At 69.8% G+C, this 15067-nt stretch carries 13 protein-coding genes and 2 pseudogenes; 5 read left to right on the top strand and 10 right to left on the bottom strand.

The window, feature by feature from the left end; translation table 11 throughout:
- On the bottom strand, window positions 1-965 hold a 965-nt coding region (locus NON22_RS10990; RefSeq protein WP_257386973.1), incomplete at its 3' end, for a tetratricopeptide repeat protein.
- A 218-nt stretch (window positions 966-1183) separates the two neighbouring features.
- Here NON22_RS10990 and NON22_RS10985 point away from each other — a divergent pair.
- A complete protein-coding gene (locus tag NON22_RS10985) occupies window positions 1184-1819 on the top strand; it encodes a sulfotransferase family protein (RefSeq protein ID WP_257386972.1) in 636 nt (211 codons plus the stop codon).
- On the opposite strand, the gene NON22_RS10980 is transcribed toward NON22_RS10985, so the two are convergent.
- The 3 genes from NON22_RS10980 to NON22_RS10970 form a co-directional block, all read right to left on the bottom strand.
- Window positions 1792-2256: a hypothetical protein gene (locus NON22_RS10980; RefSeq protein ID WP_257386971.1), complete on the bottom strand. Its 465-nt coding sequence runs from the start codon at window positions 2254-2256 to the stop codon at window positions 1792-1794. The two genes, NON22_RS10985 and NON22_RS10980, sit on opposite strands and share 28 nt — an antisense overlap.
- A gap of 108 nt (window positions 2257-2364) precedes the next feature.
- Complete coding sequence (locus NON22_RS10975; protein WP_257386970.1) at window positions 2365-2772, bottom strand: GNAT family N-acetyltransferase; 408 nt, start codon at window positions 2770-2772, stop codon at window positions 2365-2367.
- A complete protein-coding gene (locus tag NON22_RS10970) occupies window positions 2769-3422 on the bottom strand; it encodes a pyridoxamine 5'-phosphate oxidase family protein (protein WP_257386969.1) in 654 nt (217 codons plus the stop codon). The genes NON22_RS10975 and NON22_RS10970 overlap by 4 nt, the downstream gene beginning before the upstream one ends.
- Window positions 3423-3513: 91 nt before the next feature.
- Between NON22_RS10970 and pdxR the strand changes: the two genes are divergently transcribed.
- Together pdxR and sufT are read left to right on the top strand one after the other, a co-directional pair.
- On the top strand, window positions 3514-4968 hold the full coding sequence (gene pdxR, locus NON22_RS10965; protein WP_257386968.1) for a MocR-like pyridoxine biosynthesis transcription factor PdxR: 1455 nt from the start codon (window positions 3514-3516) through the stop codon (window positions 4966-4968).
- A gap of 43 nt (window positions 4969-5011) precedes the next feature.
- On the top strand, window positions 5012-5569 hold the full coding sequence (gene sufT, locus NON22_RS10960; RefSeq protein ID WP_257386967.1) for a putative Fe-S cluster assembly protein SufT: 558 nt from the start codon (window positions 5012-5014) through the stop codon (window positions 5567-5569).
- 59 nt (window positions 5570-5628) lie between these two features.
- Here the strand turns inward: sufT and NON22_RS10955 are convergent, their stop codons facing one another.
- From NON22_RS10955 to NON22_RS10945, 3 genes are all read right to left on the bottom strand, one after another.
- Entirely contained in the window at window positions 5629-6315 is a 687-nt protein-coding gene (locus tag NON22_RS10955) for a hypothetical protein (RefSeq protein ID WP_257386966.1), read from the bottom strand.
- A gap of 472 nt (window positions 6316-6787) precedes the next feature.
- The gene (locus NON22_RS10950; RefSeq protein ID WP_257386965.1) at window positions 6788-9499 is read right to left on the bottom strand and encodes an EAL domain-containing response regulator; all 2712 of its coding nucleotides are present in this window, start codon (window positions 9497-9499) and stop codon (window positions 6788-6790) included.
- Between the two features lie 181 nt (window positions 9500-9680).
- On the bottom strand, window positions 9681-10394 hold the full coding sequence (locus NON22_RS10945) for a hypothetical protein (protein WP_257386964.1): 714 nt from the start codon (window positions 10392-10394) through the stop codon (window positions 9681-9683).
- Window positions 10395-10945: 551 nt separating this feature from the next.
- Between NON22_RS10945 and NON22_RS24980 the strand changes: the two are divergent.
- Together NON22_RS24980 and NON22_RS24975 are read left to right on the top strand one after the other, a co-directional pair.
- Window positions 10946-12832 (top strand): annotated as a pseudogene (locus tag NON22_RS24980) (S8 family serine peptidase); the annotation flags it as partial.
- Window positions 12833-12964: 132 nt separating this feature from the next.
- A complete protein-coding gene (locus NON22_RS24975) occupies window positions 12965-13201 on the top strand; it encodes a proprotein convertase P-domain-containing protein (RefSeq protein ID WP_257386974.1) in 237 nt (78 codons plus the stop codon).
- Window positions 13202-13617: 416 nt separating this feature from the next.
- Here NON22_RS24975 and NON22_RS10920 read toward each other — a convergent pair whose 3' ends face one another.
- The 3 genes and pseudogenes from NON22_RS10920 to NON22_RS10910 form a co-directional block, all read right to left on the bottom strand.
- Window positions 13618-14103 carry an asparaginase domain-containing protein gene (locus tag NON22_RS10920; protein WP_257386963.1) on the bottom strand — a complete coding sequence of 162 codons (486 nt, stop codon included), beginning with the start codon at window positions 14101-14103 and terminating at the stop codon, window positions 13618-13620.
- A 91-nt stretch (window positions 14104-14194) separates the two neighbouring features.
- Window positions 14195-14764 carry an RNA 2'-phosphotransferase gene (locus NON22_RS10915; RefSeq protein ID WP_257386962.1) on the bottom strand — a complete coding sequence of 190 codons (570 nt, stop codon included), beginning with the start codon at window positions 14762-14764 and terminating at the stop codon, window positions 14195-14197.
- Between the two features lie 28 nt (window positions 14765-14792).
- Window positions 14793-15067, bottom strand: a pseudogene (locus NON22_RS10910) (hypothetical protein); the annotation flags it as partial.

Below are 15067 nucleotides of genomic sequence, written 5' to 3'. Positions count from 1 at the left end.
GTCCCGGCGAACAGGCGCGGCGCGCGGGCGCGCACCTGGGCGCAGCGCGTCGCATGCGCACGGGCCAGCGCCTGCATCGCCGCGGCCGGGTGGCCGTCGCGGTCGCAGGCGCGTGCCAAGGAAAAATACACATTGGCATTGTGCAGCGCCGTGCTGCCGTCCTGCAGCAGTGCCTCGTGCAGCCGGCGCGCGCTGCGCGCGTCCTTGCCGCGCGACGCGAGGCCGGCGCGCAGCAGCGCGAGATCCTCGGCCAGGGCCGGATTCAGGTCGTCGCGGTCCGCCAGCGCCGCGGCGATCGCCTCGGCCTCGGCGAGGCGGTTGCAGCGCTCGTGCACGGCGGCCAGGCGCAGCAGCACACGCGGATGCTGCGGATCGCGCGCGACGGCCAGGCGCAGCAGATCCTCGGCGCCTGCGGTCGCATCGAGCCGGAACAGCAGCCAGGCCGCCTCGGCCAGCACGACGGCGACCGCGTCCTGCCAGCGCAGCGGTCCGCCGAGCAGCTCGCGCGCCTTGCCGAGGTCGCCGGTTTCGAACGCCGCGGCCGCCGCATAGGTGCGGATCTCCGCATCGAGCGGCGCCTGGCGCAGCGCGCGGTCGAGCCAGCCCTGCGCGGCCATCGCGTCGCCGACGTCGAGCGCATTGAGGCCAAGATTCAGCAGCACGCCGGCCTGCTCGCCGCCGCGGTCGAGCGCCTCGCGCAGCGCGGCCTCGGCCTCGTCGTTGCGTCCGGCGTCTCGCAGCGCGTTGCCGAGATTGTTGCAGGCTTCGAAGCCGGCGCCGGGCAGGGCGGCCAGCCGGCGGAACAGCGCGATCGCCTCGTCGAGCTGCTGCTGCGCCTGCAGGCTCAGCGCGAGCAGGGTGTTCGCGGCGACGTCGTCGGCGTCGGCCGCGAGCATGCTGCGGCAGGCCTGCTCGGCCTCTAGGTAGCGGCCGTTTTCGATGTGGGCGAACGCGTCTCGGAGCATGGAAAAAAACCGCACGGTCATGACGCGGCGAGTATCCGCGGCGCCATTCTTCTGTCGCAATCGCCGTCGGGCCGCCGCGGCGCATTCGCGCAGTCGCGGCAACGCGGCGCGGGCTGCCGCGCGGCAGCGCAACGTCCGCCGACTCCCGCTGCGGCGTGCGCGGACGCCTGTGCGACAATCACCGGTTCGCGCCGCCGCGCGGCCCGGCCGGACCGACCATGATCATCTCGCACAAATACCGCTACATCTTTTTCGCCGTGCCGAAGACCGGCACGCACTCCGTGCGCCAGGCCCTGCGGCCGTACATGGACGAGCAGGACCAGGAACAGGTCGGCCTGTTCGTGCAGAAGCGCTTCGACGATCCGGCGCTCGGCGCGATCGGCCACGGCCATCTCAGCGTGCGCCAGGTGCAACCGGTACTCGGCGACGTGTTCCTCGACTATTTCAAGTTCGCGTTCGTGCGCAATCCCTACGACCGCTTCGTGTCCTACTGCGCGTTCATGATGCGGCAGACCGGGCACTTCGAGTTCAACCCGCGCGCGGTCATGCGTCACTTCATCCTCGAGCGGCCGCCGCTCGAGCACATCCTGTTCCGGCCGCAGTACGAGATGCTCGTCGACGCGCAGGACAACCTCGCCATGGATTTCGTCGGCAAGAGCGAGCGCGCCCAGGCCGACTACGCGCAGATCTGCGAACGCCTGGGCTTTCCGGCCGAGACCCTCGGGCAGGTCAACAGCTCGCGGCACAAGCCGTACACCGAGTATTACGACGACGAACTGCGCGAACTCGTCGGCCGCTTCTACCGCCGCGACCTGGAGCTGTTCGGCTACACCTTCGACGGTCCGGTGGACTGAGCCGGCGGCCGGCGGCGCCAGGCCGCGGTCGCCGCGGCGAGCACGCTGCCGCCGATCAGGAAGACGAGGTCCGGCACGCTGAGCCGCGCCTGGGCCATCGCCGCGGCGAGGTCGAGGCCGATGCTGCCGAGCACGTCGCTCAGGCGCATGCCGAGCAGCATCGCGACGCGGCCGCTCGCGATCATCCAGAGCGCATAGCCCGACGCGAGCAGCGAGAACGCGGCGGCACAGACGGCCGCGAACAAAGTGCCGCGCGGACCGTGCGCGCCGGCCAGCACGCGGCCGATCAGCAGGCCGAGCGGCAGGGCCAGGATCGCGAGCGTGTCCTGGCGCCAGAGCGCGGCCAGGGCCCAGACGGCGCCGCCGGCCAGCGCGATCATCAGCGCCGTGGCAAGGCCGAACAGGTTCAGCGGCGAAGGCGCTCGCTCAGCGCGCATGGCGGTCGGCGTAGTCGCGCGGCGAAGGCATCATTAGCGGCGAAGGGTGGTCGGAAAGGCCGCGATGATAGCCGCGCCGGCACGTGCGCGTCTGCGCCGGCCGCCGGCTCAGCGCAGCGCGTCGCCGGAGTCGAGCAGCCAGGCCTGCGGATGGTGGCGAAAGCCGATGCGCGGGTAGTAGTCGACGGCGGCGGGCGCGGCTAGCAGCACGATCTTGGCCTGCGGCGCGGCCTGCTGCGTGCGGCGGACCAGCTCGCGTCCGAGTCCGCGGTGCTGCCAGGCTTCGCGCACGGCCAGGTCGGCCAGATAGGTCGTGAAGCCGAAATCGCTGAGGCTGCGCGCGATGCCGACGAGGCGTCCGCCGTCCCAGGCCGTCACGGTCAGGTTCGCATTGGCGAGCATCGCGGCGAAGCGCGCGTCGTCGCCGATCGGCCGGCGTGCGCCGAGCGAGCAGTCCGCATAGAGATCGCGCGCGGTCGCGAGGTCGGGTACGACGTCGTCGCGGTAGATGATCATGCGGCGTCTCCGGCAGCGCCGGTCAGCCGCTGCACCGAGGCCGGCGGCGGCAGCGCGCAGTCCTCGGCCGGAATCGCCGCGGCCGGGCGCGCCTGCAGCGGCACGACGCCGGCCCAGACCGGCAGCCCGGTGTCGGCCGGGTCGTCGCGCGGGCCACCGTCGCGCACCTTGGCGCTGGCGTCCTCGATCGTGAAGCGCAGCAGCAGGGTCGCGGCCAGTTCGTTGCGGTCGGCCGGGCGCGCTTCGGCCGCGCGGCCCGGCAGTATCGCGTCGACGAAGCGGGCCAGCGCCGCGGCCTTGCCGGCCGCATCGGCGACGACGCGCGCGGTGCCGAAGCAGACCGCCGAGCGGTAGTTCACCGAGTGGTGGAAGTGCGACCGCGCGAGCACGAGTCCGTCGACGTGGCTGACGCTGACGCAGGCCGCGACACCGTCGGCGAGGGTGAGCATCAGGCGGCTCGCGATCGAGCCGTGCAGCAGGATGTCGTCGCCGTCGCGTGCATACAGCATCGGTATCACGAACGGCTGGCCGTCGGCGCAGAACCCGACGTGGGCCAGGAAGCCGGCGTCGAGCACGGCGTGCACGCTGTCGGCGTCGTAGCGGGCGCGTTCCTTGACGCGGCGGACGTGGTGGCGGGCGGTGGGACGCATGCGGTCGGGCTCCGGCTCTTGACGCGGCCAGTATCTGGCTCAGAATTGGCCCTACAAAGAACCGCAATCGCTTTACGCGAAAGGGCCAATCGTGTACCTCGAACTCGACGGCAACGGCGCGCTGTACGCGCAGCTCACGCGGGCGTTGAAAGCCGCCATCCTCGCCGGCCGCGTCGCCGCCGGCGCGCGCCTGCCGGCGACGCGTGTACTTTCAAGAGAAATGGATCTTTCCAGAAATACCGTGCTGGCGGCCTACGAACAGCTGCATGCGGAAGGCTTCCTCGTCGGAAAGGTCGGCTCCGGCAGCTACGTCGCCGAAATCGAATCCGCGCGGCGACCGCGCACGGCGCCGCGCGTCGTGCCGACCAGCCCGGTCGCGCGCTACGCCAAGCGCGCGCGCGAAGTGTTCGACGACGTGATTCCGGGGCGCCAGTACAAGGGCCTGCGCTACAACCTGCAGTACGGCCTGCCGCTGACCAACCCGACCCTGACCAGCGCCTGGCGCCGCGCGCTCGCGCAGGCCTCGGCCCACGCGGAGCTCGACTACCCGGAGCCGCAGGGCCTGCCCGAGCTGCGCGAGCAGATCTGCGACTACCTCGCGCGGCGCCGCGGCATCGTCTGCGCGCCCGAGGACCTGCTCGTCGTCTCGGGTACGCAGCAGGCGTTCTTCCTGGCCGCGACCGTGCTCGTCGAGGCCGGCGAAGGCGTGATCATCGAAGACCCGCACTACCGCGGCGCGCGTCAGGTGTTCCAGGCCCACGGCGCGCGCGTCGACGCCGTGCCGGTCGATGCCGACGGCCTGCGCACCGACCTGCTGCCCGAGCGCGGCGCGCGGCTCATCGTCGTGACGCCGTCGCACCAGTTCCCGGCCGGCGCGGTCATGTCGCTCGCGCGGCGGCTGGAGCTCATCGAATACGCCGCGCGCCAGCGCGCCTGGGTCATCGAGGACGACTACGACGGCGAATTCCGCTACGACGCGCATCCGCTGGCCGCGATGCAGTCGCTGGACCGGCACGGCCGCGTGATCTACATCGGCAGCTTCTCCAAGACCTTGTTCCCGAGCCTGCGCCTGGGCTACATGGTGCTGCCGCCGGGCCTGCGCAAAGCGTTCATCGCGGCCAAATGGTTCTGCGACCGCGGCTGCCCGGCGATCGAGCAGGGCGCGCTGGCCCGCTTCATGGCCGACGGCAGCTTCGAGCGCCACCTGCGCGACACGGCCAAGACCCTGAAACAGCGCCGCAGCGCGATGCTGGCAGGACTGCGCCGGCATGCGCCGGCGGTCGAGGTGGCCGACACCCATGCGGGCATGCATCTGGTCGCCTGGCTGCCGGGCGTCAGCCGCAGCCAGTGCGAAAAACTCATCGCGCTGGCCGCCGAGCGCGGCCTTGGGCTTTACGCGATCGAGCCCTATTTCCTCGGTCAGCCCTCGCGCAACGGCCTGTTGCTCGGCTATGCCAGCCTGCCGCCGGCCGACATCGAGGCGGCCATGAAGCTGTTCGGCGCCTGCCTCGCGGAGCTGGGCCTGGGCCGGCGTCAGGCCGCATAATCTCGCTTTTCCCGGCCTGGCCGGACAGGAATCGAACCGCCTCATGGCCGGATACAGCCACACATCCGAACCGATCAAGCTCGAGCGCGACTGCGCCGCCGTCATGGTTCCACAGGGCGAGGCCGTGACCTTGCCGGCCGGGCAGATCGGCTACATCACGCAGGCGCTCGGCGGCAGCTTCACGGTCTACGTCGAAGGCAACCTGTTCCGCATCAAGGGCGAAGACGCCGACGCGATCGGCAAGGAACCGCCGCCGACGATCGACCTGGCCGAAGGTGCCGGCGACGCCGAGGTCGAGAAGCTGGTCTGGCAGCAGCTGCGCACCTGCTTCGATCCGGAGATCCCGGTCAACATCGTCGATCTGGGCCTGGTCTACGAATGCGACCTCGTCCGCGGCGAGAGCGGCGAGCGCGAAGTGCGCGTGCGCATGACCCTGACGGCGCCGGGCTGCGGCATGGGCGACATCCTCGTCGACGACGTGCGCGCGAAGGTCGAGGCGATCCCGACCATTGCCGCGGCCGACGTCGAGCTCACGTTCGATCCGCCGTGGACCCACGCGATGATGTCGGACGTGGCCAAGCTCGAGACCGGCATGCTCTGAGTGGCCTGCGGCGTCGACGGCGCCGCGTCAGAAATCGCGGCACCGGCCGACCCGAGCGGCTAGGCGGCCGCCGGCCGCCGCCAGATCGGCGCCGACAGAAAACCGTAGCGGAACAGCCCCCAGAGCAGCGGCAGCCCGAGCAGCAGATTGCCGACGGCCTGATACGTCGCCGTGCTGTAGACGAGTTCGGGCGGCGCGGTCGCAGCCACGCGGGCCAGTTCGCGTGCGCCGATGCAGCCGAGCGCCGCGTTGATCGCGAGGCAGGCCGCCCAGACGCTGCTGTGCAGCCAGCGCCGGCGCAGCCGCCAGCCGACTAGGCCGGCCAGCGCCCAGGCATTGACGAGCAGCACGCCGCCCATCGCCAGACCTTGCCGCAGCGTCACCCAGCGGTAGACGCCGAGCGCGACCAGCGCGGCGATGTAGACCGCGTAACCCCACCAGATCCAGTCTACCGGCGTCTGCTGCGCGGACGAAGGCGCTCCCGCCGAGACTGGGCCGCGCGGAGCCTGATACGGATTGCGTTCGAACTCGTCCGCCGGGAAGTCCAGTTCCGCGTCGACGGCGGGTTCGGCGACGGCCGCGGCAGCGAGCGCCGTCTCGGCGGAAATTCCACGCTGCGCGAGCTCGGCCAGCGCGACCTCGCGCGCGAGGTCGGTCAGCGCATCCGCGCGCAGACGGCGCAGCAGCTCCGCATCGACGAGATCCGCATAGCGCTGCTGCAGCGATTCGCGCGTGATTTCGAGCATGTCGCGCTTTCCCCTGTGCGCCATGGTCAACGGTGTTGCGGCGTCGTTCCGAACAAGTACGGCGCGTTGAAACCCTCTCCTTCAAGGGGGTGAAAGGTCGTCGCTCAGAACCGAAGGTTCTGACGGCCTTGAACGCCCAACGGGCCGGACGGGCATGGGGTTGTTTTTTGCTGGTCTGTGCAGAGCGCCTTCGTGAAAATGGCCGCGCGTGATGCTCGCGTATCGTGTAAAAGTGGCTTCGTTTGTCGGTTGGCGGGCTGCAGCTTTTTGAGCTGATTGCACGCGACGCCGCGGGCGTCGCGTCGGTGTATTTGTCGTCGGTCGGCGCGGGACGCGCCTCCCCGAAAAATGGCCGCACATGATGCCCCCGGCATCACGTGAGCGCGGCCATTTTTCTCCGGTCGGCGCATGGCGCCTCCCCGAAAATTTCCTGCACGCGATGCCCCCGGCATCGCGTAAACGCAGGAAATTTTCACCAAAGTGGTCGGGCGAAATCGAATTCGGGGGTGCCGGACGGGCGTGCGAACGCGGGGCCGAGGCCGTAGTCGACGCCGAGGCGCAGTAGCAGGTGGGCGCGGTTGATCGAGTCGACTTCGGGGGCGATGACCGCGCAGCCGGCGGCATGGGCCTTGCGCACGAGTGCGAGCAAGGTGTCGCTGATCGACTTGGCCGTGCCGAGCTCGGCGACGAGGCCGGCCGACAAGCGTACGAAGTCGATCGTCAGGTTCTTCAGCGCGTGCACGGCGGCCCAGTCGCGGCCGAAGTCGACGAGGCAGACGCGCACGCCGCTCTGGTGCAGGAACTTCAGCCGCTCGGCCGCACGCGCGCCGGCGTCGATGAGCTCGGAGCAGGGCAGTTCGAGCGTGAGGCCGGTGCCCGACAGGTGACGTTCCTTGAGTTCGCGCGCTAGCCAGTACGGAATGTCGGGATCGAGCAGGGTCGACACCGACTGCGGCACGAACAGGCGCAGCTGGCGGCCGCGCTTGAGCTGTTCCTCGCGCACGCTCAGCGAGCGCTCGAGCAGCCAGCGGTCCAGGGTCGCGAGCTGGTTGCATTCGGCGGCGACCGGCGCGAGGTCGGCGTAGGCGACGGCGACGCCGGTCTGGGTCGTGCTCTTGACCTTGAAGCTCAGCTCGAACTGGCCGCTGAGCTTGCCGGTCAGCGGCACGATCGGCTGGAAGTCGAACTGGGTCTGCTCGGGTGTCAGCGGCCGGCTCAGCACCGCGCGCACGGCCAGCAGCGGATCCGACGGCAGCAGCGCGGCTTCCTTGGCTTCGAACCAGAGCACGCGGTTGCCGCCGAGGTGCGCCGCGGCGATCTGCGCCGCCTCGGCGTTCGTGACGACTTCGTCGACGTTCGCGTGTTCGCCGCCGAGCAGGGCCATGCCGATGCTCGCGGTCAGCGCATGGCTCTGGCCCTGGTAGATGAAAGGCTGGCCGGCCAGTGCGAAGCGCAGGCGCTCGGCGATGCCGGTGATGTCGCTGCGCGAGCGGCGGCGCAGCAGTACGAAATAGTGGAAATCGTTGTATTGCGCCGGCAGATCGAGATCGTCGAGCTGGCTGCGCAGCAGGTTGCCGACGTGCGCGTCGATCGCGGCGAGACCGGCCAGGCCTATGCGTTCGCGCAGTTCGCCCGAGCGGTCGAGCGCGACGGTCAGCAGCGCCGCCGAGCGGTCGCCGAGCGCATTTCCGAGTTTTTCGATCAGCACGTTGCGCGAGAACAGGCCCGTGCGCGTGTCGCGGCCGTCCGGATTGCCGATGATCTCGCGCAGCCAGTGCGCGCGGCGCACGCGCGAGGTCACCGCGCTGAGCAGATGGCGCGTCTTCAGCGGCTTGACGAGGAATTCGTCGCCGCCGGCGGCGATCGCGTCGAAGCGCAGGTTCACCGCGGCCGCGTCGGCGGCCAGGATGATCGGCATCGCCGCGTACTCGGGCTGCTGCCGGATCATCTGCGTGAGTTCGATGCCGCCGACGTCGGGCAGGTTGCAGTCGAGCACGACGACGTCGGGACGGAATTCCGCGAGCGCGCTCAAGGTGCCCTGACCGTTGCCGACGATGCGCGCGGTCATGCCGCGCTCTGCCAGCGCGCGCGCCGCGTCGACCGCGTTCTGGCGGTCCGGCGCGACGAGCAGCACGCGCCAGGCCGGCGCGTCGTTGTGCGCGAGCAGTTCGTCCAGCTTGGCCAGCACGCGCAGGCTGTCGACGGGTGCCTGGAAGAAACCGGCCGCGCCGGCGCGCATCGCGAGCAAACGATGGCCGAGGTCGGCGTCCGGCGACACGACGATGAGGCTCGGCAATGCTTCGCCCTCGGCGGCGAGCTTGTCGTAGATCGCGCGCACGCGGCCGTAGATGCGCAGCTTGCGCGCATCGAGGATCAGCGCGCCGGGCACGGCGTTTTCGAGGAAGGTCAGCAGGTCTTCGGGCTGCGTCGTCACGCGCGTGTCGAAGCCGCGTTCGCGCAGTGCGCTGAGCAGACCCGGCGCGACACCGTCGTCGATGCCGTGCAGCGCGATCGTGCGCGGCAGCCGCATCAGCGCGTCGCCGCTGGTCCAGGCCGACGCCGCGGCCGATGCGCGCAGTTCGGCGCCGGCGGACGATTCGGCGAACGGCGAAGCCGTGACCTCGGGTGCCGTATCTGAGGTTTCCGGCGCCGCATCGAACGCGATCGACGCGGCAGCCGTGGATTCCGGCGCTGCTGCGGCCGGGATTTCCGGCGGTGCCGGCGCGGCGGCCGGTATTTCCTGGGTGGCCGCAGCCGGCGCGCGCGGCGCGGCCGATGCCGCCGTCGCCGATGGCCGTACGACCGGAATCTCGGCACTGATGCGCGCGCTCGGCAGGGTGTGCACGGCGGCCTTGGTCGTGGCCGACAGGTCGGTCAGGTCGGCGCCGAGCGCTTCGACCATTTCGGCCAGACGCTGCAGGTCGCGCGTGTTCGGCACGAGTGCATCGTCGATGAAGGAACACAGATAGGCGGCGAGCTCCAGCGCATCGCCGTTGAGCTGATCCAGGCCGAGCCGTTCGCTGGTGTCGGCGATCTGGTCGAGCTCGTCGCCGAGCTGCCGCGCCGCGTTGCGGTCCCAGCCGCCCTGAGCCAGCGGCTGCCAGCGGCGGACCAGCGACAGGCAGCGCTGGCGCAGTTCGTCGCGCGCCGCGCCGTCGGTACGGATGCTGCCCTGGTTGCTCATGGGCCCGTCCTTCGCGAGCCGCGAAGCGCAACGGCGCGAGTCGGCACGTACGCCGCAGCGGCACCCGCTTCGATGACCGGCTCAGCCATCCGATTGCCCTGTTTCGTTCCTGTAGGCGTGCCCCCTGCAGCGCCCTGGAACGCAGCATGCAATGTGCGGATGCGGCCTTGCGTGCGTGCAATCACAGTTTGGTCCATGAATCTTGCGGGCTCTGCAGAGCACCAGAACGCAATTTGGATGCCGAACTCGTCACCGTCGCGGCGTGATCGGGCGGGCGGCTGCCGGCCGTTTCCCAGCGGCGCCGGCGGTCGTCCGGGCACACTGACAGTGTGGAGAAGTCGACAATGCGCCAGTTTCCAGGCTCGCGTTCTTCGTTGCCGTGCGTGCGCGCGACCGTGTAGGGGTGCCCGTTTCGCGGAATTCGCGGTCCGGCATTGCGCGATCCGGGCCACGGCGTGGGCTCCGCGGCGCCGATGTCGGCGGCGGAACCTCTCAGGAACGATCCTGACGTCGCGATGCATTTCACGTTGGCGAGCCCCTGGATGCCGTGCAGCGCGCGGCCACGTCTGCCGTCGGCGTCGTTGCTGCTGGCTTTCCTGACCGGCCGCGCCGTTGCGTCAGGTGCGCCCGGGCGGCCGTCGCAGCGGAAACCGGCGCGGACGAGTCCGCCGTCACTGCATCGGCCGTGCCGAAACGAGCCGCATCCGCCTTGCGGCGGATACTTTCTGTCGATTCTCCTTCTGTAGTCGGGGTTTGCGCGGATGCCGGCACCGTGCCGCGCCGTTCCGCGGTGTGACGGATTTGCGCAACTCGCGCCCGGACGCGCTCCGAAGCGGTAATCGGTCACTCTCCGAAACCGGTCGCGAAAGCGTCGCTTTCTGACAAATTCGGTCACTTTTCCGGATGCGTGACGAATGGCCTACAGGCCAGCATCCACGCGGTCTGCAGGTACGTCCGAAGCGTTTCGTAATGATGTTAATTTGTCCGGACACATATGTTGCAATGCATCAGAAATCGTGATGGATCAAACACTTAGCGGTCGTTTTTGGTTGACGAGTGGTTACGGCCACTGTAGCTTGCGCCGCGTTTTCGGAACCGGGGGGTTTCGGATGCACGCTCGCAAGGACCGCTAGGCGGCGCCTGGCTCTGGCGTCGAGGTCCATCAGCACAGTCGACAAACCCTGACGGCCGCGGCGGCTGTCGCGGCGGGAAGTGCGTGGCGAGCGAACGGGAGCGATTCACGGGGCTGGCAAACAGCCGTTCATTCCTAAATCCGGTGGGGGTTCAATCGTGAAAGTAGCTTCGCAACGCGGTATTCGTCGTAGCGCACTGGCGCTGGCTCTGCTCGGCGCAGTCGTTTCGGCGCAGGCCGCGGGTATCACCGCAGCCGAGCGCGCGGCCAATGCGGATCGGGTCAACTTCGCCGTCGCAGCGCCCGGCGAGAAGATCGACAGCTTCATCGTCTATTACAACGGCCAGGAAAACAGCCTCGGTCGCAGCCAGTCGGCCTCGGCGCAGGCCATGAGCCTCGCGACCCAGGACGCGGAGCGCGTCGGCAAGAGCCTCGGCCTGACCATGAGCATCGAGCGCGAACTCGGCACCGGCGGCATCCTGATTCGCGCCGCGTCGTCCAGCGCCCGCACCGGCGCGGCGATCGACGCCGACAGCGTGATGGTCGAGCTGGCCAAGAACCCGAACGTCAGCAAGGTCGAGCCGAACAAGCGCGTGCATGCGCTGCTCGTGCCGAACGACACCCGCTACAGCGAGCAGTGGGACTACTTCAACGCGACCGGCGGCATGAACGTGCAGTCGGCCTGGGACGTGGCGACCGGCAGCGGCGTCGTCGTCGCCGTGATCGACACCGGCATCACCCCGCACAGCGATCTGGCCGGCCAGACCGTCGCGGGCTATGACTTCATTTCCGATTCGGGCACGGCGCGCGACGGCAACGGCCGCGACTCCAACCCGAATGACGAAGGCGACTGGTTCAGCGTCGCCGACTGCGGCGTCGGCTACAGCTCGAACTCGAGCTGGCACGGCACGCACGTCGCCGGCACGGTCGCCGCGATCGCCAACAACAGCAAGGGCGTGGCCGGCGTGGCGTTCAACGCCAAGGTCCAGCCGGTGCGCGTGCTCGGCAAATGCGGCGGCTCCATCGCCGACATCGCCGATGCCATGATCTGGGCCTCGGGCGGCACCATCTCGGGCGTGCCCGCGAACGCGACTCCGGCCAAGGTCATCAACCTCTCGCTCGGCGGCCAGGGCGCCTGCTCCACGACCGAACAGAACGCGATCAACTCGGCGCGTTCGCGCGGCACGGTGCTCGCGATCGCGGCCGGCAACGACAACGCCAACGTGTCGGGTTTCGATCCGGGCAACTGCGCCGGCGTCATCTCGGTCGCGGCGACGACCAAGGCCGGCAGCCGCGCGAGCTATTCCAACTACGGCGCGCTGATCGACGTGTCGGCGCCGGGCGGCGACGGCAGCGGCGGTTCGGGCGACATCCTGTCGACCCTGAACTCGGGCACGACCACGCAGAGCAGCGAGACCTACGCGTTCTACGCCGGCACCTCGATGGCGGCGCCGCACGTGGCCGGCCTGGCCGCGCTGATGCTCTCGAAGAACCCGTCGCTGACGCCGGACCAGATCGAGACGCTGATCAAGAACAACGCCAAGCCGCTGCCGGGTTCCTGCTCCGGCGGCTGCGGTACCGGCATCATCGACGCGACCAAGACCCTGAATGCGGTCAGCGGCGGTGGCGGCAGCAACGTCGCGCCGACGGCGAACTTCAGCGTGACGACCAGCGGCCTGACCGCGAGCTTCACCGACACCTCGACCGACAGCGACGGCACGATCGCCTCGCGCAGCTGGAACTTCGGCGACGGCACGACCTCGACCGCGGCCAATCCGAGCAAGACCTACTCGGCGGCCGGCACCTACACGGTCACCCTGACCGTGACCGACAACGGCGGCGCGACGAACACCAAGACCAGCTCGGTCACGGTGACCTCGGGCGGTGGTGGCGGCGGCACGGTGCTCGACAACGGCGTGGCCAAGACCGGCCTGTCCGGCGCGTCCGGTTCCGAGACCACCTACACGATGGTCGTTCCGGCCGGCGCGACGAACCTGAAGTTCGTGATGTCCGGCGGCACCGGCGACGCCGACATGTACGTGAAGTTCGGTTCGGCGCCGACCACGAGCAGCTACGACTGCCGTCCGTACCTGTCGGGCAACAACGAGACCTGCACGATCGCGACGGCCCAGGCCGGCACCTACTACGTCAAGCTGCGCGGCTACAGCGCGTATTCGGGCGTCAGCCTGACCGGCAGCTACGCCGCCGGCGGCGGTGGCGGCAGCGGCGGTCCGTTCACCAACACGACCGACTACAACATCCCGGATGCGAGCACGGTCAGCAGCCCGATCACGGTCAGCGGCCAGAGCGGCAACGGTTCGACCACGACCCAGGTGGCGGTCAACATCGTCCACACCTATCGCGGCGACCTGCAGATCGACCTGATCGCGCCGAACGGCACGAGCACGCGCCTGAAGAACTCGAGCTCCAGCGACAGCGCCGACAACGTGATCGCGACCTACAGCGTCAACACCTCGGGCTCGCCGCGCAACGGCACCTGGCAGCTCAAGGTCACCGACGTCTACACGGGCGATACCGGCTACATCAACCAGTGGTCGATCCAGTTCTGAGCTCAATTACGAGTAATTGACTTCGGCGCCCGGCCCAACGCCGGCGCCGAACCACCGGCGGGAATGCCGGTGGCCGCGCAAGGAGGCGCAACGGGACGCATCGCCGCCGCGGCAAGTCCGCGGCGGCGGTTCCGGACCCAACCGGCGCAGCAGGCGCCGGCCTATTCCGGGCTTGCGGCACTGGTGCCGCAGCCCACCGCACCGCGCCGGCAGCCCAGGCTGCGCGCGCAACCATCCTCGGAGGGGAGGAGCCCGGTTCACACGCAGCGACCCTGTGTGCCGTTCCGGTTCGGCGTGGTTCGTTACGACCATCGCCTTGCAATGTCGCCGGTGCACGGACCGGCGTCAGTAACGGGAGACCCCCTGTTCGCCCCCGCGCGGACAGGGGTTTCTTCGTTTCGGGGCCAGCCGGGCGTTCAGTTCGCCTCGAAGCGGTTCGCCGCGCGGTTCTTGCGCACGTGGCGCGGATCCCAGACGCGGCCGTTCATTGCGACATAGACGCCGTCGGGCAGGGTCTGCAGCGCGCCGACCGCGCAGCCGATGTTGAACACCGCGTCGGAGCCCTGGAAACGCGCCGGATTCAGCGCGCCGGTCAGCACGATGACCTTGTCCGGAATCTCCAGCAGCACCTGGGCGGTCTCGACCATGGTGTCGGTGCCGTGGGTCACGAGCACGTGGCGGTGCGGCTGCTGGGCGATCGTGCGCCGGATCAGCTCGCGGTCGTCGGCGGTGATGTGCAGGCTGTCCTTGCGCAGGATCGGAATAACGTCGAACGTGAACGCGACGCCGAGCTGGCTCAGGATGTCGCCGATGTACGGAGCGCCGATCTGGTATTCCGACTTGTCGTCGAAATAGATCTTGTCGATGGTGCCGCCCGTGGTGACGATGGTCAGGTGCTGCATGGGAATCCTTGGCGCGACGGAAAGAGCGGAGCGGAATTATGCCTTGCGCAGGTTGCCCGGCCGATAACGGCCGGGCATGAGTGCCGGTGCGTCAGGTCGCGGGCGTGTCGGCGAGCGCGAGGCAGTCGGCCGGCACGCGGTCGGCCAGCCAGACGCCGTTGTCGGCGCGCTGGAAACGCACGCCGGCCGCCTGGGCCGCGACCGTGTCGACGCGCAGCACGACCGGACTGCCGTGGCGGCGGCCGACGGCCGTCGCGGTCTGCGGATCGGCCGACAGGTGCACGTGGTTGCGGCTCTGCGAGGTCAGTCCCTGCTGCAGGATCGCTTCGAGAAAACGCCGCGCGGTGCCGTGGAACAGCAGCGCCGGCGGCACGACGCCGGCGAGCGCGAGATCGACGGCGACGGAATGGCCCTGTGCCGCGCGTACGCGGCGACCGTCCTCGCTGAGGCTGAAGCGCCGCTTGTCGTTGAGTGCGACGACGGTGTCGAAATCGGCGCGGGTCACGGGCCGGCCCGCGGCGGCGGCTCTGGCGAGCAAGGTATCGATGTCGGTCCAGCCGTTCGCATCGAGCGCGAGACCGATCGCGGCGGGATCATGGCGCAGCACGAGGCTCAGGAACTTGCTGAGCCCGACCAGGTGTTCCGGCAGCGGATCGTTCATGCGGCACGCATTCTACGTGCCGCCGCGCTCAGCCGTCGCGGGCCAGCAGCAGATCGTCGTCGGCCGCGCCGTCCTCGTCGCGCGCGCCGTGCAGGCCGGCGACGAAGCGGCGCGCGGCCGCGGCCGGACGCGCATCGCCATCGTGGTCCAGCGACCACTGCGCCTGGCGCAGCAGCAGCGCGCCCGCATAGAACCGCGCGAGGCCGAACGCGAGCTCGCGCGCGGCCGCCTCGAGCCGCTGGGGCTCGGCGGCCAGCACAGCCAGCCGCGCGAGCAGTTCCTGCGCGCGCGTGCGCAGCGCGC

Source organism: Tahibacter caeni, from assembly GCF_024609805.1.
GTDB lineage: Bacteria > Pseudomonadota > Gammaproteobacteria > Xanthomonadales > Rhodanobacteraceae > Tahibacter > Tahibacter caeni.
The sequence above is the reverse complement of the archived record's forward strand: the minus strand, read 5'-3'. Positions and strand labels throughout refer to the sequence as shown.

Excerpts from the sequence above, each read along its gene's own strand:
- NON22_RS10985 (WP_257386972.1), top strand. The coding sequence starts at position 1,184 with ATGATCATCTCGCACAAATACCGCTACATCTTTTTCGCCGTGCCGAAG.
- NON22_RS10980 (WP_257386971.1), bottom strand. The coding sequence starts at position 2,256 with ATGCGCGCTGAGCGAGCGCCTTCGCCGCTGAACCTGTTCGGCCTTGCC.
- NON22_RS10975 (WP_257386970.1), bottom strand. The coding sequence starts at position 2,772 with ATGATCATCTACCGCGACGACGTCGTACCCGACCTCGCGACCGCGCGC.
- NON22_RS10970 (WP_257386969.1), bottom strand. The coding sequence starts at position 3,422 with ATGCGTCCCACCGCCCGCCACCACGTCCGCCGCGTCAAGGAACGCGCC.
- sufT (WP_257386967.1), top strand. The coding sequence starts at position 5,012 with ATGGCCGGATACAGCCACACATCCGAACCGATCAAGCTCGAGCGCGAC.
- NON22_RS10955 (WP_257386966.1), bottom strand. The coding sequence starts at position 6,315 with ATGCTCGAAATCACGCGCGAATCGCTGCAGCAGCGCTATGCGGATCTC.
- NON22_RS10950 (WP_257386965.1), bottom strand. The coding sequence starts at position 9,499 with ATGAGCAACCAGGGCAGCATCCGTACCGACGGCGCGGCGCGCGACGAA.
- NON22_RS10920 (WP_257386963.1), bottom strand. The coding sequence starts at position 14,103 with ATGCAGCACCTGACCATCGTCACCACGGGCGGCACCATCGACAAGATC.
- NON22_RS10915 (WP_257386962.1), bottom strand. The coding sequence starts at position 14,764 with ATGAACGATCCGCTGCCGGAACACCTGGTCGGGCTCAGCAAGTTCCTG.